The 19780-nt window shown below is 51.5% G+C and carries 18 protein-coding genes; 5 read left to right on the forward strand and 13 right to left on the reverse strand.

Annotated features, from left to right (window positions below):
• Nucleotides 1-121: 121 nt before the first annotated feature.
• From L0Y14_RS05555 to L0Y14_RS05590, 8 genes are all read right to left on the reverse strand, one after another.
• Entirely contained in the window at nt 122-1054 is a 933-nt protein-coding gene (locus tag L0Y14_RS05555) for an MBL fold metallo-hydrolase (protein WP_006474185.1), read from the reverse strand.
• A 68-nt stretch (nt 1055-1122) separates the two neighbouring features.
• Nucleotides 1123-1443: a hypothetical protein gene (locus tag L0Y14_RS05560; protein ID WP_040818998.1), complete on the reverse strand. Its 321-nt coding sequence runs from the start codon at nt 1441-1443 to the stop codon at nt 1123-1125.
• A gap of 192 nt (nt 1444-1635) precedes the next feature.
• A complete protein-coding gene (locus L0Y14_RS05565; protein ID WP_050799341.1) occupies nt 1636-3480 on the reverse strand; it encodes an MMPL family transporter in 1845 nt (614 codons plus the stop codon).
• Nucleotides 3473-4663: an adenylate/guanylate cyclase domain-containing protein gene (locus L0Y14_RS05570; RefSeq protein ID WP_050799339.1), complete on the reverse strand. Its 1191-nt coding sequence runs from the start codon at nt 4661-4663 to the stop codon at nt 3473-3475. The genes L0Y14_RS05565 and L0Y14_RS05570 overlap by 8 nt, the downstream gene beginning before the upstream one ends.
• 115 nt (nt 4664-4778) lie before the next feature.
• Nucleotides 4779-5123, reverse strand: a complete 345-nt coding sequence (locus L0Y14_RS05575; protein WP_005966802.1) for a DsrE/DsrF/TusD sulfur relay family protein — start codon at nt 5121-5123, stop codon at nt 4779-4781.
• 48 nt (nt 5124-5171) lie between these two features.
• On the reverse strand, nt 5172-5954 hold the full coding sequence (locus L0Y14_RS05580) for a sulfite exporter TauE/SafE family protein (RefSeq protein WP_005966801.1): 783 nt from the start codon (nt 5952-5954) through the stop codon (nt 5172-5174).
• A complete protein-coding gene (locus L0Y14_RS05585) occupies nt 5954-6955 on the reverse strand; it encodes a VTT domain-containing protein (RefSeq protein WP_006474181.1) in 1002 nt (333 codons plus the stop codon). The genes L0Y14_RS05580 and L0Y14_RS05585 overlap by 1 nt, the downstream gene beginning before the upstream one ends.
• Complete coding sequence (locus L0Y14_RS05590; RefSeq protein WP_006474180.1) at nt 6945-7808, reverse strand: sterol desaturase family protein; 864 nt, start codon at nt 7806-7808, stop codon at nt 6945-6947. The genes L0Y14_RS05585 and L0Y14_RS05590 overlap by 11 nt, the downstream gene beginning before the upstream one ends.
• A gap of 99 nt (nt 7809-7907) precedes the next feature.
• Here L0Y14_RS05590 and L0Y14_RS05595 point away from each other — a divergent pair, with 99 nt between their 5' ends.
• Together L0Y14_RS05595 and L0Y14_RS05600 are read left to right on the forward strand one after the other, a co-directional pair.
• Nucleotides 7908-8570: an ArsR/SmtB family transcription factor gene (locus L0Y14_RS05595; RefSeq protein WP_005965620.1), complete on the forward strand. Its 663-nt coding sequence runs from the start codon at nt 7908-7910 to the stop codon at nt 8568-8570.
• 307 nt (nt 8571-8877) lie between these two features.
• Nucleotides 8878-9408 carry a protein-tyrosine phosphatase family protein gene (locus L0Y14_RS05600; RefSeq protein ID WP_138921765.1) on the forward strand — a complete coding sequence of 177 codons (531 nt, stop codon included), beginning with the start codon at nt 8878-8880 and terminating at the stop codon, nt 9406-9408.
• A gap of 38 nt (nt 9409-9446) precedes the next feature.
• Here the strand turns inward: L0Y14_RS05600 and L0Y14_RS05605 are convergent, their stop codons facing one another.
• The 5 genes from L0Y14_RS05605 to L0Y14_RS05625 form a co-directional block, all read right to left on the reverse strand.
• Complete coding sequence (locus L0Y14_RS05605; RefSeq protein ID WP_010088842.1) at nt 9447-10100, reverse strand: TorD/DmsD family molecular chaperone; 654 nt, start codon at nt 10098-10100, stop codon at nt 9447-9449.
• A 27-nt stretch (nt 10101-10127) separates the two neighbouring features.
• A complete protein-coding gene (locus L0Y14_RS05610) occupies nt 10128-11132 on the reverse strand; it encodes a molybdopterin dinucleotide binding domain-containing protein (RefSeq protein ID WP_138921764.1) in 1005 nt (334 codons plus the stop codon).
• Nucleotides 11053-12663, reverse strand: coding sequence for a molybdopterin-dependent oxidoreductase (locus L0Y14_RS05615; RefSeq protein WP_006474177.1), 1611 nt, complete (start codon nt 12661-12663; stop codon nt 11053-11055). Before L0Y14_RS05615 ends, L0Y14_RS05610 begins: the two co-directional genes overlap by 80 nt.
• Nucleotides 12664-12695: 32 nt before the next feature.
• Nucleotides 12696-13547 carry a 4Fe-4S dicluster domain-containing protein gene (locus tag L0Y14_RS05620; protein WP_005965624.1) on the reverse strand — a complete coding sequence of 284 codons (852 nt, stop codon included), beginning with the start codon at nt 13545-13547 and terminating at the stop codon, nt 12696-12698.
• 64 nt (nt 13548-13611) lie between these two features.
• Nucleotides 13612-15138 carry a NapC/NirT family cytochrome c gene (locus tag L0Y14_RS05625; protein ID WP_006474175.1) on the reverse strand — a complete coding sequence of 509 codons (1527 nt, stop codon included), beginning with the start codon at nt 15136-15138 and terminating at the stop codon, nt 13612-13614.
• Between the two features lie 555 nt (nt 15139-15693).
• On the opposite strand from L0Y14_RS05625, the gene L0Y14_RS05630 reads away from it, so the two are divergent.
• The 3 genes from L0Y14_RS05630 to L0Y14_RS05640 are packed head-to-tail and all read left to right on the forward strand — an operon-like array spanning nt 15694 to nt 19440.
• Nucleotides 15694-16563, forward strand: a complete 870-nt coding sequence (locus tag L0Y14_RS05630) for a substrate-binding domain-containing protein (RefSeq protein WP_005965628.1) — start codon at nt 15694-15696, stop codon at nt 16561-16563.
• Between the two features lie 43 nt (nt 16564-16606).
• Nucleotides 16607-18052, forward strand: coding sequence for a sensor histidine kinase (locus L0Y14_RS05635; protein ID WP_240991600.1), 1446 nt, complete (start codon nt 16607-16609; stop codon nt 18050-18052).
• Nucleotides 18052-19440 (forward strand): sigma-54-dependent transcriptional regulator, encoded by a 1389-nt coding sequence (locus tag L0Y14_RS05640; RefSeq protein ID WP_006474172.1) that lies wholly within the window; start codon nt 18052-18054, stop codon nt 19438-19440. The genes L0Y14_RS05635 and L0Y14_RS05640 overlap by 1 nt, the downstream gene beginning before the upstream one ends.
• Nucleotides 19441-19780: the final 340 nt, after the last annotated feature.

Genomic DNA, 19780 nt, shown 5'->3' on the forward strand with positions numbered 1-19780 from the left:
GGGTACATTTTTGCCGAATCTACGGATTTCTCATGGCAGGGGTCGAAGTCAAACCGCATTAGATCCTGTGATAAATGCGACTCGTGTTGTCGGTTTGACTTCGCCCCCTCATGGTTCATGGTTACTCGAAGGCCGCTGCCTCGCTCTGCAGATAGGCTTGGTGGGCGTTGCGGCCGGCCAATGCTTCGAAGTCGGCAAACCCTTTCCATGCCGATTGATCGAAGGAGCTGATGGCGTCCTGCAGATCAATGTCTTCTTCCACTGCCTGGTCCATGTGTCGTTTCAGCGCCGTCAAATAGTCGTGCGTAGAGTGCTCGAAGGCGGACAGTGGACCAGGCTCACCGTGGCCCGGTATGAACAGAACATCACCAAGTTGCCGCAACCGTTGGAAAGACTTAATCCATTCCCGCACATTGCTCTTGGAGAGGATGGACAACAGCCGGCCTCTGTAGAGCACGTCGCCAGCAAAGGCCAGTGCGTCCGGATTCACCGCTACCACCAGACTACCGGGGGTGTGGGCGTCCCCCACCGGGATCACGCGCAGCCGTACTCCGCCCAAATCCAACGAGGTCTCCTTATCGATGGCGACAGTGGGGGTGCTCGGTACCTCGACACTGTTGGGCGTGAGGCCCAGCACGCCCTCGATGGTGGCGGCAAAGACCTGAGCTTCGGCCTTGATGCGTGGCACCGCCTCGGCCGCAGCGATCACCTCGGCTTCGGCGCGCCGAAACACCGGATTGCCCATGATCCGATGAGGTTGGGAATTGGTGTTGATCACATATCGCACTGGCCGGTCTGTGATGCGACGGATATGAGCCAGCATCGCCTCGGCCATCGCCCCTCCATAGCCGGAATCGATAACCGCCACGGCATCATCGCCCACCACGAAGCCCAGGTTCATACGAAAACCGCCGTTCTCACGGGTGGGAGGACCGTAGGGGCCGATCCATGCCCAGGTGTGGTCGGAAACCTGGCGCGGGGCCGGCAGCAGGTCACCGCCCAGAGACAGAATAGGCATTAGCAGTGTGAAAAGGGTGATGTAGATACGCAGCATTTCTGTGTCCTCTCTATGATGTTTTCCGTGGGTGGCAAGAGCGTACCAAGGTGTCTAGTGTGTATTCTTCACTCATTGCTCCACTCCTCCATCAGTTGTTCTTGAACGGTATCGAGAAGCTGGTATAGCTCTTCCAGTTCGTTCTCTGTAACGCTATCGCGTAGACTGTTGATCAGATCTTCTGGGGATACGATCACGCCGTCGGAAGGCTCGATAAGGTTCTCACCAATCATCAGTGCCGGTGGTTGGTTCCCATCCTCACCATCCGACTCACAATATTTCACCTGGGAACCGATCCCAAGATGCTGGCTGATGGCCTCTGCATAATGGATGTACAAGGTGCAGTGGCCACCTGGCGGTTGTTTGGACAGTATGGTGATTGTGCTCATGGTTTTTTCCCCTCTCAATTTTGGCTATTTGCCCCAGTCAAACCATCCCCGTCCAAAATATTTTTAGCCTGCGTCCCAGCCAGCTTTTTGCTGATAATGGCGGAGAGATTACGAAACAGTTTTGTCGAGATGCGGGGAAAGATTTTGGCGATATGGTCAATACCGTCCCAATTGATTGCCAGAATTTTGGAGTCATCCCGTGCTACGACATCGGCGGTTTTGCCACACCTCTGCGCTCCCCTCCAACAGGACAAACATCTCGTCACCAGTGTCTCCCTGCCGGACAATGATATCTCCGGGGTTGACCGCTTGAACCTTGCTGACCAACACGATCTTTTTGACTTGCCATGGCCGTATCTCCCGAAATAGTTCACACCGCTCGATGACCTGCGACTGGAGGCGCAACGACAGCATGTCCCACAGCGTGATCAATCTTATGGACGACAGCAGGATGGGCGTGATGATGAAGGTGGCCAGTAGCGCCAGCAGCATGACCATTGCGCTCAGCAGACCGAAATGCATGACCGGTGGAAAGCTCGACGTTGCCAGCGTGGCAAACCCGAATGCCAGGGCGATGGAGGCCGCCATGATGGGGATGGATTCCTGATGTATTGTTTCGGCAAGCGCCAGGCCCTCATCCTGATGTCTGTGCGTTTTCCGCTGATACCGCACCATGAAATGCATGGTGTGATCCACGCAGATCCCCAGGGCGATGGCCGCGACCATCGCAGTCCCTGTATTCAACGGGATGCCCGCGTAACCCATGACGCCAAACAACACAATGATGGGGAAAAGGTTCGTAACTATGGCGACCAGCCCCGTCCTCATATTCACGAACAGCACAGAGATAATGATGAAGATGACAAGAATCATTAGCGCCAGGGATTTAGCCTGAGTGATTGCCATCGCGTCCGCCGCCCTATTGGTGAGAATGGATTCACCGGTGATTCGCACCTCGAGGCCGGGGTCGATCTGTTTTTCGGTGAATGCACGGATCTCCCGTAGCGCCTGCTTCAGCTGCCAGGATGAGCCGATAGGGTGCCGGACGAGAATCCTTGCTTCGCTGAAATCCGCCGAGACAAGGCCACTGACCTGTTCATGCCTGATAAAGAGCATGTACTCCTGAACGTTGGCATCAGATTCTGGCAGCCATAGATCGCCGCTCGTGCCCTCTTCCATGACGCTGTTAATCAGGGCGATAAAGTCGGCAAAGGAGAGTGACTTGTCGACCCATTCGCTCTGGGCCAGGTAGTCCTGAAGCTTCTTGATCTCCTCGAGATAGCGCAGCTTCAGAAAGGTGCCCTCGATCCCCGAATCCAGGACGATGGAGAAGGTCTCCATGCCGACGAGTCGCTCCTGCAGTCTGTTCAGACGCTGGGTGAGGTTTGAGTTGCTGTCAAAATAGTCCAGCGGCGTATTGTTCACCCGCAACGAGAAGGCGCCATAAACGCTGACGATCACTACTATCGTTGTCAGGATGACGATTTTTCTTTTGTTTGTCTGAACCCGCCGAAAAATCCGCCCGGCCAGTCGATGGTAGGGGCTGCTGCTGAGGTTGGCTGATCGGGTGACAGGCCTCTCGCCGAGGTAGCGGAGACAGACCGGAAGCAAAAAGATGGTAATCAGGAAATTGAGCAGCAGGCCTGTGGATGCGACCAGACCGAACTGCCGCAGCAGTTGGATGTCGTTTAGTGCAATGGAGAGAAAACCGAGATAGGTGGTGATGAAGGTAAGCAGCACCGCGAGTCCCATGTTGCGGCCCATGACATGGATGCCATCCATGCGCGGCATCCCCTGCAGGGTGCCGGCATGGTATTCGGCGAGCAGATGAATGTCTTCGGTGGAGCCGTCGGCCCCGAAAGTTTCGCGGGTGTGTTTGTAAAAGGCCCTGGCCGGATCGTTGTCGACCAGCATGCCCTCTGCAGAGATATTCAGACGGAGTTCGTCCACCCTGGAGAGAGCGACGGCGGTCAGTGCCGCAATGATCAGCAAAACAGGCAGGGGGTGTCTTGCGGCAAAAGAGATGATCCTATTCATGACCAGCCTTGATGCCTTCCAAGAACCAGGTTTCCATCTCACCCTTACCTTTTACCAACACTGTGCCCCTGGGTACGCAAATGCATGCATCCTTGAGCAGTTCATAGGTGTCTTGGGTGATCTGGATCTTTCCGGGTACGCCTTGGGATTTTCCATACGGCTGGCCATATTGACTGCGTCGCCCCAGACATCGTAGTGGAATTTCTGGCGGCCAATCACGCCTCTGATCACCGGACCGGACCGGACCGGACCGGACCGGACCGGAGCCGATGCCGATGTGAAAGTTCAATCGCCTGCCGTTACGCTGATATTCCTCGACGTAGGCGTGCATCTCCAACGCCAGGCGCGCCAGGAGTCGGGCGTGATCTGGCCGTGGGCGTGGCGCACCGGAGACGACCATGTAGTTGTCTCCGATGGTCCGTATCTTCTCCAGGCTGTACTTTGTGACCAGTGAGTCGAATCGAGAAAATACCTCGTTGAGCAGATCGACCATCTCGGTTGGAGAGAGCTCGTCGGAAAGGGCCGTAAAATCTGCGATGTCAGCGAACAGGATGCTGACCGAGTCGTAGTGCTCGGCAATGGTTTCATCCTTGTCTTTCAGGATTGCTGCGATCTCCTTGGGTAGAACGTTCTGCAGCAGTCTTTCCGATTTTTCCTGCTCGAGACGAAGCAGTCCGAGGAAGCGGCTCTCCTGGCCGACGAAGTAGTGGAGCAGAATGAACGCGACGGCTGAAACCGTACCGATATTGGCCACAAAAAAGATGGTTACCAACCAGGGTGGCAGATTGTTGGTGGGGTGCATGTCCGGCTGTATCAAACCGCTGACGATGACCAGGCCCAGGAAGGCCAGAAACCACCAGGGGGCGTGGTGGCGCTGCCCGATCAGCAGCGCACCAAATGGGCATATCAGTGACCATAGTATCGCGGCGCTTGAATTGACAAATCCACCCAGGGCCAGTTGCAGCAGAAACGGGAGAATCAGAATGAGCAGCAATTGACTCACCCGGAACAGCCGGTAGTGATGTGTCAGGCCGAATAAGAGGATGCTGAAGAGCGAAACCGCCGCATAGGATAGTGGCACCGCTCCGGCCAGTGGTTCGTCGAACGCAATATAGATACCGCCCCACAGCAGGCCCGCCAGGATAAACATCAGGCTGGCGCCGACTAGCAGCGTCTTTTGCAAGCGAGCGTCTTCACTATCGACCGTTTCAGCACCAACGCGCCGAATCACTGCTACCAGTCTATCCAGAGGTGTGTGGGTAGGTGTCATATCAATTCTGCCCCTGAATAAAACAGGGTCAAAAAACCAGCACCTTGTCCGCTTCCAGGGTGTGCTCTGCCAGTGTCCCCATGTTGCTGCGCTGGGCGCCTTCGATGATTTCCTCATCGGTCAGGCCACGGGCATCCATACAGGCACCACAGAGCAGCACCTCACCTTTACGTGTGATGGATTTAAGCATCAGTTCGATGTTGTAGAACCCCTGAGGTACCTTTTGTCCGTGTTTTGCACAGACCACCGCGTCGGCCAGCAGAAATACCGTGACCTTTGTATCTGTATTGCTCAGTGCCTTGGCCAGGCGCAGGCCGTTATAGTTGCGTTCAGTGCCGTAGGGTGGGTCATTCAATATGATCAGGGTATTCATGATTTACTCCTGTACAAAGTATGCTTGCCAACCAACGTCGGTATTGCATCAACCGAACACGACACTCTTGATCAATATGTAGCTCGCCACGAGCATCAGAAAACCACCGAACCCTTTTTTCAGGTGCTCTGCGGGTAGCCGGTGGCTAAGCATGCTTCCAGCAAAGCTGCCGGCGATGGCAATGGCTGTGAAAATTGCCATCAACCCGTAATCGACGGAAACAGTACCGGCATAACCTGCAAAACCGGCAAAGGATTTCAGTGCGACGATGCTCAACGAGGTGCCAACGGCACGCTTCATGGAGAGTCCGGAGAGCAAAACCAGTGCGGGAACGATCAAAAAGCCGCCGCCCACTCCCACGACGCCGGTCAGGATGCCGACGCCTATGCCGTGCAGCGCGATGTGTCCGTAGTGGGGGGCTTCACAATCGCCACTATCGCATTCAATCACTGCGGCGGCGCCGACGGATCTGTGTTGCGGCTTTGGTTTGAGCATCTTCCATGCGGCTGCGTACATCACTACAGCAAACAGACCCAGTTGAATAACCACCGGTGTGATGACGCCAAGCAGAGCGCCGGCATAGGTTCCGGCCACACCAAACAGCCCAAACATGGCTGTCACCTTCAGGTTGACGTTGCCACGCTTCCAGTGCTGTATGGCAGTAATGGTGGCAGTGACAGCCACGATACCCAGGCTCATTGCGATGGCCGATTTTGGCTCAACATGCAACAGATAGAGCAGGGCGGGCATGGTGATGATGGAGCCACCGCTGCCGAATACGCCGAGCAGCAGGCCGGTGGCGAGTCCAGCGATAATAATGGAAAGGGACACTATTGAATCTCCCGTAAATGGTCTGAAGTCTCAGTTGTGGTGTGAACAGGCAGGGCATTCTTGTTCCACTGCGTCATCCCGCCAATCACCACATGCACATCGGCAAAACCCTGACTACCGAGTATCTGCGCGGCTTTTTTGGAACGACGATCCGTGGTGCAGATCAATGCGACCGGTTTTTCCAGATAGGGGGTCAGTTCGGCCAGACGGGATTCAAGCTCTTCCAGGGGTATATTCAGGGAGCCCACGATGTGTCCCAGCTTATCCTGGTAGTCATTGGCGGTGCGGACATCCAGCAAAAGTAATTCGTCCTCTTTGTTCAGGCGTTCCCTCAGTGCATCGATGTTCATGGTGGGGCCCTGCCTGAGACGACCGATTAGTCGGGGAAGGAAGGCCACTACGGCCAGCAGCGCCAGCGCCAGCATCACTTTCTGAATCAAGCCTTCACCACCAGCCACCGCTTCACGCCCGGCGTATCCTAGATAGGTGTAGGCAATGGCGCCTGGCAGCATGCACAGATAGGTGGCGATCAGGTAGTGAAGCAGCGGGATACGGGTCAGGCCCAACGCATAGTTGAGCAGATTGAAGGGAAAGAGCGGTACCAGACGCACGAAGGCGACGAAGCGCCAACCCTCATTTTCCACGCCCTCTTTCAGCCGCTTGAGATGGCCACCGGTCTTCTGCTCCACCCAGTTGGAAGTAAAGAATCGTGCGATAAGAAAAGCCAGCACCGCGCCGATAGTTGCGCCGGTGAGATTGTAGAAGGTGCCGAGCACCGGCCCGAACAGGGCACCACCCGCCAGGGTCATCACTGATCCTGGAAGGAACAGCACCGTGCCGATGGCATAGATAACCATGAACAGCAGTGGAGCGGCGGGACCGGCTTGCTCTACCCACTGCTGCAGGGCACCTGCATCAATATGGTCTCGGTAGAGAATGGTCAGAGAAATTGCCGATGCCAACAGGGCAAATAGTAGCCAGCGAAGTGCTTTACTTCTCATCGCTATTGCTCCATTCGCGGCGATTGATGGCGTAGCCACTGATCTTGCCGATAAAGGGCAGCGCCAGCATGCCGGGTAAGCGGTTGACCTGTTTCGGGTCGCGGTATTTATGGATACCGATGGTCATGCCCTCATGACCTCCTCTGGGTTGATCACGGTAAGTGCCGAACAACCGATCCCACCAGGGCAGGCTGAAGCCGAAGTTGCTGTTTGCCTCATCATCCTCTACCGAATGGTGTACGCGGTGCATATCAGGAGTGACAAGGAACCAGCGCAATACCCGGTCTAGGCTGGTTGGGAGCCGGACATTGCCGTGATTGAACATGGCGGTGGCATTGAGCAGCACCTCAAAGATCACCACCGCTACGACGGGTGGACCCAGCACCATGATGGTGGCGAACTTGATCAACATGGATAGGATGATCTCAAAGGTGTGGAAGCGGGCGCCGGTGGTCACGTCGTAGTCGAGGTCGGCGTGATGGACCCGGTGTAGTCGCCAAAGAACAGGTACGGCATGGACCATCACATGCTGCAGGTAGATAACGAAATCCATCACTATCACTGCAATGACGACCGATGGAATAAAGGGGGTTTCATAAAAGTTGAGCAGGCCCCACCCCCGTTGCTCGGCAAGGGCAGCAACACCCACCGCCGCCGCCGGAAACAGCAAACGCAGAATAAAACTGTTGAGGAAGACTAGGCCCAGGTTGTTGGCCCAGCGAATGCTCTTGGAAACTGTGAGAGTACGGCGGGGGGTTAGCAGCTCCCAGGCCGCCATGATGGCAAAGATGCCGAAGAAAAAACCCAGGCGAACGGGCAGTTCATTCCTGAGAATCCAGTCGTACCAATTCATGCTCCACTCTCCTCCAATACATAATCTGTTATAATTTTCAAAGAGATCATATAATCAATAGATCTATTGAATAATTGAAGTATAGTTGGGGCGATATATATGTCAACAGGTAATTTCAAACACGATCTTTTCAGCCAATTTGCCCGTGTCGCCAAGGCGATGAGCAATGGCTACCGACTGGAACTTCTGGAATTTTTGGCGCAGGGTGAACGCAGTGTAGATGCCTTGGCGCAGGTTTCGGGCCTGACTGTGGCTAATACCTCTCAACATCTGCAACAACTCAGGCAGGCCGGGCTGGTTGCCAATCGTAAGGAGGGCCACAAGGTCTATTATCGATTGAGTGGTATGGACGTTTCGGCCCTATTCGGATCGCTGAGAGAAGTGGCGGAGCGCCACCTGGCCGATGTGAATCGTCTCGTCGACGACTACCTCAAGGTCAAAGACAGTCTAGAACCGGTGCCGGCAGCTCAACTACTGGAGCGTGCGAGGGATGGTCTGGTGACGGTCCTGGATGTGCGCCCGCCAGAGGAGTATGCAGCGGGACACCTGCCGGGTGCGATCAATATTCCGCTGGAGGAATTGGAAAAGCATCTGGACGAGCTTGATCCTTCTCAGGAGATTGTCGCCTACTGCCGCGGTCCGCATTGTGTACTGGCATTCGATGCTGTCTCCAGACTGCGGGAGCGAGGCGTTAACGCCAAGCGCCTGGAAGGAGGCCTTCCCGAATGGAGACTGGAAGGATTACCTGTGGAGACCTCCTGAAAATATGTCTACCGCTGTGGGTCTAATTTCCCGCAGCTCTCTCCTTATCTATTTTAGTCAGTCACCCCTGACAGACTAATCCTGTCACTCTTGCCACATAGGGAATGATGCTGATTATCCAAAGATAATAGACTCGCACCAAGATTCACTGAATGCGCTACTGATAACCTGATCAGGGACACTCAAAATCATGAAGAAAGCACAACCCATTTACAGATTGAGATCTGTATCTATCACTACTTTGTTATGCCTCTTCGCAATGTCACCCAAGTCAGTGTACGCCTGCGGTTGGTGGGGTGACGGAGAGATGAATCGACACAATGATGCAGTGCTTACTGCCAGCGATGGCAAATCAGTACCGCAAACACTCACCCACAAGACATCCAAGTTACCGGGGAGAATGGGATACGCTATTGCCATTCCGGATCCTGGTCGAGCTATTCCTTATTTACAGGCAACCTGTGGTCGTCAGATCAATCGTATAGCGGAACTGAAAATTTTCGGGTTTGAAACCGTGATCGATCTCGGAACACCAGAAAAAACCGCACGATTACATCAATTGGAGACTGAGGCGCTGGGTATGCGTTATATTAGCATCCCGATCGACGGCCTAGTGCCAAGTCAGGAACAGGTTGACGACTTCACCCAGAAGGTTATCGATGCCAGCAAGGACATGCTCTTGGTCTATGCACCAAGTTCTGCACTACTGGGCACTATGTGGGCAGCTTACCGAATCAATCTAGGTGCTCCAGTCGAATTCGCTATCAATCAGGGTAAAAAAATGGGCATGGGGCCTAATCAGGAAGCTACCCTTCGCAACCGGTTAAGAAATAAATAATCCACCTACATGGATGTAGGTGAATTGGTAAGCATACATTAAGCAGCTGTATCGGTTGCGATACTCTGCCGCTCAAACTCCATATAATTCTTGGTCAATTCAGCCATAGCTCGGTAGAAGGGCATCTCCGCCTGAGTCATGATCGCATCACAGAATTGGGGTAACCAACATAATAGATGCCGTTCAAGAAACATGCGTTGCACTGTCAGACAATACTCTGCACTCTTGCGATTTTGTTGAATCCACTTATCAGCCTCCCACTCTGTCAGCTTCTGTAAAAATTCAAGTTCAACGCTGACGTGATCAGGAAGACCTGTGAACCCCGGCTCATAATTGAGGCCTGTCGTCTCGATAAACTTTTTCACTTCAACGGTCTGTGCCCCCCATAGAGCACATGCGTCGCCATCCACCTCGACAAAGATAGACTCATGGGCCGATATATGAGGACCAGGGCCAAGGAACAAGTGGGTAAACTCCACAGCTAACTCATCCGCCACTTGCCCTTCAGGATCGCTGTAGAACGTCTCTCCCAGATCCACGTCCATGTCTGAGAAGGCCCCCGACAAGCGGGGACCTCTCAGCTCCTTGATGAGGGCCTCGGTGGGTTCCTCCCGGAAAACAGTGGTCAATAGTCCATAAATTTCACTTCGTGATTTGGCGCTATCGGCCAGCTTTTTCCAATCAGTTTCCATCTCAGCTCTCCTGTTTCACTCACTTAATTACACTTTGGCAACTCTTACCACCGTATCCATCCACCGTTGCCCACCACTAATCGGATCCGAACTGTTCGGAATGATCGAGTTGGGATGGGTTCCGTGCTTGTTCCACCACATGTTCTTGGCGTCCGGATCCGCTGCGGCACCCCCAGGAGTGGGAGAACGCTTTCCCGATCCGTAGATACCGGAATGCTGACGTCCCAAGTGGTGCGAGATGGCGATGATGCCGGGGATGATGCCTTCGGTGACATGAGCTGTGGTGGTGATCTCACCAAGTTCGTTAGACACCTTGATGGTATCGCCATCCTTGATACCGCGCGCGGCGGCGGTTTTGGCGTTGATCCATGCCGGATTGTCGTGCTTGATCTCAGACAACCACTTGCAATGGGCTGTGCGGGAGTGCGTATGTACGGCTACCTTGTAGGTGGTCAGGTGCAAGTCATCCTTGCCCATCTTCTGATGCTCAGGTATCGGCGTATAGGTTGGGAACGCCGGGAACCCCTTGGACGCGAAGTTATCGGAATAGAAGTCGAGCAGGCCGGACTTGATGAATGAGGTGTTCGGCGGATAGGCCTTACGCGGCGTGCCCTCGATGTTCTGGGCGACATAGGCTTTCTTGGCGCCCTCGACCCCCAGATAGCCTTTGCTCTTAGCTTCGGCTTTGCTGACTCCGGCCTTCTTGTAGTTCCAGTAGACGCCGGTTTTTTCATCGAGAATAACCCCGTCGCCGGAAACATCCACTTTGGCTTCGTAGAAGCCGAAGTTAGGCTTGGCGTTCTTATCGTGCCAGACCCCATGTTTCTTCATGTACTCGAAACCGCCGGCTTCTCTGACGCCCGGTGTCATATCGCAAGACTGACGGACATACTCCTCCTTGGTCGAATAGGCCAGTTCAAATCCACACCGTTTCGCCAGGCCGGCAAAGATTTCACCCTGATCCTTCGCCTCGCCAAGCGGCTTGATGAGGGGTTGGCGGATGTAGTATTCGGCGACACCGGTCGGCGACACCGGTCGGCGACACCATATCTTCGGTGTCCCATCGTTCCAGATAGGTGACATCAGGCAGGATAAGATCGGCGTATTGCGATGACTCGTCATAGACGATGTTAGACGAAACCGAGAAGGGTATGAGGCTCTCATCTTTTAAGATCGCTTCCGCTTCCTTATTGTTTCCGTTGATAAAGGCCATGTTGTTACAGCTCCACCAGTAGACTTTGGGCCGGCCATTTTGGCCGTCCTTGATCATCGGAAGATTCTGCTGACTCACCTGATGCGTGGGGAACGCGGCCTCACCGGGGAAACCGTTGACGATGTCGAGACCTTTTTGCACCTTGGCTTTTGGTGAATGGGGGGATTTCCAGCCGGCGCCGACGCCCATGACCCGACCGCCTTTTGTATCAAGGTTGTTGGTGATTGCCGAGAGCAACATCGCCGCACGCTCCTGATCTGCACCATGATAATGCATGACGGTGCCACGATAGCTGATCAGACAGGCCGACTTCGCCTTGGCGTAACCGCGTGCGATCTGCTTGATCTTGGTTGCAGGAACACCGCTCTCCTTCTCAGCAAACTCCGGTGTGAACTTAGCTACATGCTTCTTGATCGCAGCGATTTTCTCGTCGTCCGATGCATGATAATCCGGCGACACGCGCATGTACTTGAGGTGATCTCTGCGGAACAATCCTTCGTTCATGATGACGTTAACCATGGACAACATGACCAGACCGTCCATGCCGACTTTGATGGGAACCCATTCGGTTGACTTGGCGGCGGTATTGGAAAGGCGCACATCAAAGGTATAGAGCGGGACGTTACGTTCAACCATTGCCCGAATCAGACGCTGCGATGTCGGGATGTGGTTGGTGTGAGTCTCGAACTGGTTTGAGCCGAAATTGACCACGAAATCGGTATGATCGTAGTCCCAGTTATCGTACATGCCGCCCCACAGGCTCTCCTGACCGACCCATTTAGGCCCCTCACAGACCGACGTGTGCGTACCGATGGTATGGGAACCGAAGGCGTCCATGAAGTCGTGCATGATCGAAGACTGGCTGCCCTTGTGGCGACCGTACTGGTACATGAACAACTCGGGTGTTCCAGCGTCACGAAGCGGTTTGATCTTGGATGCCAAAAGATCCAGGGCCTCATCCCAGGAGATCCTTTTCCACTTGTGCTCGCCGCGCTTACCGACACGTTTCATCGGATACAGGATTCGATCCGGGAAATAGACTTGATTAACACCGGCCTGCCCTTTTGCGCAGAGTTTACCGAGGGTACGGATAGAATCCGGATGCCCCTCCAGTTTTACCAAACGGCCATCCTCGACATAGCCCATCATGGCGTCACGGGTCACACACTGCCAACAAGCGGTGGGAATAGCCTGCCGCTCCTTCTTCGTGGTTGGAGAAAAATCGCGACCACCCGGTTGCAGTTTGATTGATCCGGCAAGTGCGTTCTGACTGGTTCCGATCCCTGTCACCATTACGGTGCCGCTCGCTGCGGCAAGTTTCATGAAATTACGACGATTTAGCTTTTTCATATCAATTCCTCTCTTTTACAAGCTTTCAGGGCTTATGGGATCTGATCCACATAGTGATCCAGTTTGCCCTTCCTCCGCTGTGTATAGAGACGCTTCAACATGTTATCCGGATCGATATAGAATACATGCGGGTTGGTTCCCTCCTCCGGAAGCAGCACATTATCGGCCTTAGCCAAATTGTGCTCGTTAACAAGCTTGGAGACGTGACTGTTCGGATCGTTAAGATCGCCAAAGATACGAGCGCGACCTTGACAGGTGTTGACGCAGGATGGTTCAACACCGTTGTCGACACGATGAGCGCACATATCGCATTTGTCCGCGGCCTGCTTAGTTGGATCGGCGCCGGCTTTGACAAAGGGATTGAACGAACGAACACCATAGGGACAGGCATCAATGCACTTCCCACAGCCGATACACTGCTCAACGTCGACCAGGATCATGCCATCTGGTCGTTTGTAAGTACCACCGCTACGGTAACGTATTGTCTTACCATCAGCGGTTTTATACTTGCGACGTTCACCGGGGAACTGAGGACAGATTTTTACGCAAGGAGGAACACCATCCTCTTTATTACCCTCGCAGTGATTACACATCAAAGGCAGAAACGCTTTCTTTGTGTTCGGGAATGTACCCATGGTTTTCTCTTGAATAACCGCCCTGAATCGGCCAAGAGATACGTGGTTTTCCGATTTGCAGGCCACAGTACAGGCTCTGCAACCTATGCAGCGCCTAAGGTCCATGACCATCGCCCAGCGGGGGGCTTTTGTTGTGGCTGCCTGGACATTCAGCCCAGGTGTTACCATTGCGGCGGCGCCAGCGGCCGCTGTTCCGACCCCACTTAGAAATTTACGGCGACTGATTTCTGGTGTTTTATTGTCACTCATATTGGTATCTCCTACTCATCTCCTCATCCTCCACAGATGTTAGTGGTGCTATAGATCAATCTCCTTATTCAGCGCCCTTTGCTCCTTCAAGCAATTCAATGGTGTCTTCAAAGTTGTTGAATGCACCATCAAGAATGGTGATTGCATACTTCTTGTTGTGTACGCCATTACCGAAACGCACAATATCAAGTAGCTGAATGCCCTTGGCGATCATTGCCTCTGCCTGATTTAATTGTTTCTTGTCCAGGTTGCTCTTGATCTCAGCAAGAAGTTTAATTGCCTCTGCTTCTAGCTCTTCACCATCCGCAATCTCTTTCTTAAGTGTTTTTTTCCAGTCATCCAGCATTTTTCTGTGCTGTTTTGTATGACAGGCGGCACAGGTATCACCAGATGCGGTTCTCACATCATGCCCTTTGCTCAAGGTCTTCTTAAGATGGCAGGCCATGCAGTTAACATTGACCTCGTACATGAGATGTGGAGCACCTGAAATTTCATCATCAACGGGAGCACCGGAAAGCAACAGCTTTTGGTACTTATGCTGATCGACATGACAGAGCTGACAATCTTCGCGCACAAAATCAAGATGATCGGTCCTGTTCTTGTGTTCGACTACAGTGTGACAATCGAAGCAGTCTGCCTTGTTAGGGATATGCTTTTCATGCATCAATGTCTTGTCACCTGCGGCAGCCAGAAGTGTTTGGCTCCGGTTATGACATGTGAGACAACCATTGGAGACTACGTTACCGGTCTCAATCTCTCCCTGACCTTTCACTACCTCAAAATGGCAGCTCTCACAGGCTACACTCGATTCCTGCATAGTCTGATGTGTGATTGGCCCCTTGGTTGTACTCTTATCACCTACCTGTAATTGACTTTGCAGCGATCTGGTTGGGATCGTGTGGCAGATATCACAACGGGATTTCCCCTCGTTGAAATTGATAGATGGTTTATTCGCAAAGCTGATCTTCTTTACACCCCCATCACCCATATTCGCTTTATCAAGCGTGGGTTTATCCAGTTTTAGGTGGCAAAGGAAGCAGATATCTTTGGGCACCTCAAAATGTTTATTCGCGGTCGTCTTAAAGTGGCAGGTATCGCAGGTGATCTGGTGGCCATCGAGAGCTTTATCACTAAAGTGAACCTCGTGCTTGAAACGTACTTTCTCTGTGTACTGTATCTCCTTCTGCGCGAGGTTTTCGCGATTGTGACAGCCAGACTGGAGGCAAGCGCCATCCTTAATTACCGGGCGTATGGGTAGCGGTGCATCTGGGTTATATAGATAGGCAGCCAGGTGACGTAGCCCCTCGAATTTGGCCTTAAGTGAATGCTTCTCACCTGGTAGAAAGTGGCAATCTATGCAGTCTGCCTGCATTCCGTCCGGATTGTTGCTTTTGTGGTGGGTATTGGTCTTCCAGGCTTCATACTGCTCTGTCATGGTGTGGCAGCTACCACCACAAAAAGAGGACTGCGAGGTGTAATACTCAACACCTCCATAGGCTGTTAATAAAAACAGTACGATTCCAACGAAAATAAATGCTGTCAGTCGCCAGGTAATTCTAAATACAATTCCAGCCCCACCATTCTTTGCCACTGTTTTCTCCCACTCCGAATTACGGCTTTAGCATTATTATTGGAATGTGCAAAATTACTTTAAGTGCGAGTTGCAAGAGTCGAGCCAGATTTGTATCTACTTGAAAAAGCAAGAATAAAAAAAACAATGGAGATAATGAGCTGAAATTTGTTACCTGATGGTAACGTTTTTGAAAAAAACGTTACCATTCTGATTATTCATTTAATTTCAAACAGTTAGGAGGGTGGCGTGAAGTATCAAGTTACTAATAGGTAACAAGCTACAGAATAGAAAAGAGGTAAATTGAAAGACCACTTCACTTTTCCAGCAAAAGAAGCTAAAAATAACCTTACTGATCGTGTGCGATTAACTTGACTTCAATAACAAACAACAGCATCCAGAGTGATAATTGGGTTCTGCTATCCTCATAGAATAGGGCTGTTTAAAGCAGGCAGGAAAGTGTAGCCAGTGATGGCTTATGTACTCCATGGGGAGCACAGGATATATGTCGCAATGTGGATGCCGTGACATAACTTAGCAGTATCCTTAAGAGGTTATTCTTAATAAGGAATCCCAGTGCGATTGTTCTATTTATTATTGGTTTTCTTGATTAGCCCGGTTTATGCTGCCAACACGGAACCACCTATCCGTTTTGGCCTGACGGCTGTGATACTCACCGAAAACCTCAGATTTCTAGACCAGTGGAGTCAATACCTGGGGTATAAAATGGGCCGTAAGGTAGAATTTGTGCTCAGAAAGTCCTATCGAGAGGTGATGGATCTATTGGACTCTGGCGGTATCGAATTCGCATGGATCTGCGGCTACTCTTACGTACAAACAAGAAAACCGGAATCTCTTCAGCTCCTAACAGTGCCTATCTATCGAGGGGCACCACGTTATCACTCATATATCATCGTCCACCATAACAGCCCCCATAAACGCTTTAGTGATCTGAAAGGGAAGATTTTTGCTTTCTCTGACCCTGACTCGAATTCAGGCTTCCTCTATCCCCTTTCCTTGATGACAGCGAAAGGTGAGAGGCCTGAGACCTTTTTCCGACAGACATTTTTCACCTTCAATCACGCCGAAACGGTGCAGGCCGTTTCCGAGCAGGTTGCAGATGGCGGGGCGGTAGATTCATACATATGGGAATACCTTGCCATCTTTAGGCCCGATATTACTAAGAAGACTCGAATAATAAAAATATCTCCGAGTTTTGGCTTCCCACCTATTGTTTTTCGTTTAGGAGTAAACCCCAATACAGTCAACTTGATGAAGGATACTCTTGAGAATATGGGCGAGGATGTCACTGGCAAGATGCTCCTCGCCCGACTCAAACTGGATGGCTTTGGTCATTATTCGGATTCGTTGTTCAATGAAATCCGCGCTATGGTAAAGACAATCCAAAGATCTGATCCGAAGCATTCCTTGTTACCAACTGATTAATTGTAGAGCATAAATGCCGCTACTTAGTCCTAGATCTTGGCCATTGGCGATAAAGTTATCACTTACAATCACAGCTGTTGTGGCCGCTGTCGGCTTCATGATCGGAGCTGTTATGGTTGTGCAGGATTGGAAACGTTTTCATGATGAATTGGGGGAAAAGGCCCTCCTGCTATCCGAATCGGTTGCCATCACTACACCCAAGGCAATGCTGCGCAAGGACTACTGGTTACTCTACATAAGCCTGAAGAACATGGCATCCAGAAGACCAGGAACAAGAGGAAGTCATGAAGTCTTAACAGCAATGATACTTGACGCAGAGGGCAGGGTTCAGGCACATCTTAATCCCGCTAAAAATCCAATGGGCCTTCCTTTTTCATCTGAAAATAGTATTGAGCAGGACCTTTTCAAACAGGCCATGAGCGCAAGAGCTCCCATTGTGTTAAGCATTGGTGGTTTTTCAAAGAGAGGTTTTCAGGAAGGTGTTGTCCCCCTCTTCTCCGATCAAAAATATATGGGTGTGGTTCGAGTTCGTTTGTCTGTCGCTCCGTTATATGAAAAGACCAAAAACACCGCGGTCATTGTTCTTGCCTTGATATTCTGTTTCGTCATTATCGGTAGTGCTCTGGGTACCATTGTTTCCAGGCGCATGGTCAAGCCTCTTACTGCAGTTACACAAGGACTGGAAGCGGTAGGGCGAGGTGAAATGACGGATTTTGCACCTATCCCCGTAAAAGAGAGAGATGAGATCGGGCGTCTCAGTGTCACCTTCAACAAAATTATGGCGGAATTAGCTGAAAAAAAGATGCTTGAAGAGGAGATCGCAATGAGTGAAAAACTGGTCGCGCTTGGCCGCATCACCGCGGGTGTGGCCCATGAAGTCAATAACCCTCTTGCCGGTCTTCTAAACTGTATCGATACACTGCGCAAACACCCTAATAATAAAGAACTTATTGATCGTTACTTGCCGGTCATCGATCAAGGGCTGCACCGAATCAAAGAGATCGTTCACAATCTGCTTGTGGGGCTAAAGAATGAAGAGAGCGATGAAACAGTAGCTATTGAACATATCGATAAGCTACATGATCTGATAATAGCTGAGATTGGAGGCAGGGATATAAATGTCATCTGGAAAAACAACACAGATAAAGATCGTCACATACCTGGAAAGGTTGAACAGATCGTCTGTAATCTTCTAAAGAATGCGGTAGAAATACTTCCAGATGGTGGCACCGTCACTTTCTGCATGTATCAAGATGGACCACACCTGATCATCGAAGTCAGGGACAATGGTCCAGGCATTCCATCCAGCATAAGGAATCAGCTGTTTGATCCTTTTTTCACTACCAAACCCAATGGTACTGGATTAGGTCTCTGGGTGGTCTATCGCCAAGTCCAAAGCATGCAAGGAATCATTGAAGTGAATAGCGAGAAAGGGCAGGGTACTACGTTCCTTGTTGCTGTACCGGTTAATGTGATGAAGGCTGCCTGATGCAAAATAATTTTGAGCCAATGCTGGATAGTAACGATTTCAGTGACTACTGTGTACTCTTGGTTGAAGATGATGAAATCATGCGCCTGTCACTTGAAGACAGACTACGCCTTGAAAATATCCCAGTGCACGCCGTATGTGATACAGCCAGTGCCAGAAAAGAGCTTGAGAAAGGTGATGTCGATCTTGTTATCACCGATATCCGCTTGCCCGATGGCACAGGGATTGAATTGTTTACCGATATGTCACGCCGGTTTCCCGGAATCCCAGTGATCCTCATGACAGCCTATGGTGACGTATCAGATGCGGTCACCCTGGTTAAATCCGGTGTCCTAGATTATCTGACCAAACCGTTTGAAATCAGCGATTTTATTAAAAAGGTAGAACACCATCTCTCCTGCATCGCAGATACTCGTTTAACGCTGGGCAATTCAGGTGCTGACAACAACAGCTTCAAAGCAGGCAGTGGGCACCTCGGAAAGAGCTCTGCGATGCGCAAGATCGAGCGGTTGGTGGCGCGCCTTGGTGAGAGTGACAGTTCAGTATTGCTCACAGGTGAGTCCGGTGTTGGTAAAGAGGTGGTTGCCACCCTGATCCACAACAACAGTCTCCGAGCCCAGGGGCCAATGGTCAAGGTTAATTGTGCCGCCCTATCCTCCACCCTGATTGAAAGTGAACTCTTTGGCCATGAGAAAGGGGCATTCACCGGCGCAACCCAGCGGCGTATAGGGCGCTTTGAACAGGCCCAAGGGGGGACTATCTTTCTCGATGAGATCGCCGAAGTATCACCTGATATACAGGTCAAACTACTACGTGTCCTGCAGGAGCGTGAAATCGAGCGTGTAGGTGGGGTGGAATCGGTCACTCTGGATGTCAGGGTTATTGCCGCAACCCAAGTAAACCTGGATGAGTCCATTAAGAACAATGATTTTAGGTCTGATCTCTATTGGCGCCTTAATGTCATTCATGTGGATATTCCTCCGTTGCGGGAGCGTCCGGAAGACATCGTCTATCTCGCAAGACTGTTCGCAAGTGAATTGGTAAAAAAATCCGGAAGCTCTATCAAAGGGTTGTCAAAAGAAGCTGAGTTACAGCTTCAATCCATGTCATTTCCAGGAAATGTCCGTGAGCTTAAGAATATTATTGAACGGGCTATCGCCTTGTGTGACGCTCCTTGGATCGGCGCCAGAGACCTGCTGACCCTGGATAGCAACACCCACGAGATCAGCACGACGACGCTGAGGCAATCGATTGAAGAAGCAGAGCGTAAGGCAATCAACAAGGCATTAGCCGAAAATCATGGCAAAATAAACCAGGCTGCGGGTTCTCTCGGCATCTCACGTAAAAACCTATGGGAGAAGATGAAACGTTACGGAATTGAAAAGTAGTAGGGGTTGGTACCTGACCCACTATATTTTCGCGGCCTGAAATAAGAACTGGCAAGCTTATGATGTGGCAAGATTTTTCCGGACAAATAATCACACAATTTTTCGGCTTGCTCATAGCCTAAGGGCGTTTGGTGGCCGATAGTTGAGGGGCGCCCCTGGCATTATAAAATACCTCAATATATTCAAATATCTCCCGCTTTGTGGCTTTCCTGGCTCGGTATCACTGGTGGTGGGTTAGGGAACCTCTGATCACGTCATGAACGCGTATCTTGTGCCCAGAATATCCAGCTTCTGCGTGGCAAATCTCGGCAACGGCTCCATGCGTTACTCTACCTCCTGC

Source organism: Candidatus Endoriftia persephonae, from assembly GCF_023733635.1.
Lineage (GTDB): Bacteria > Pseudomonadota > Gammaproteobacteria > Chromatiales > Chromatiaceae > Endoriftia > Endoriftia persephonae.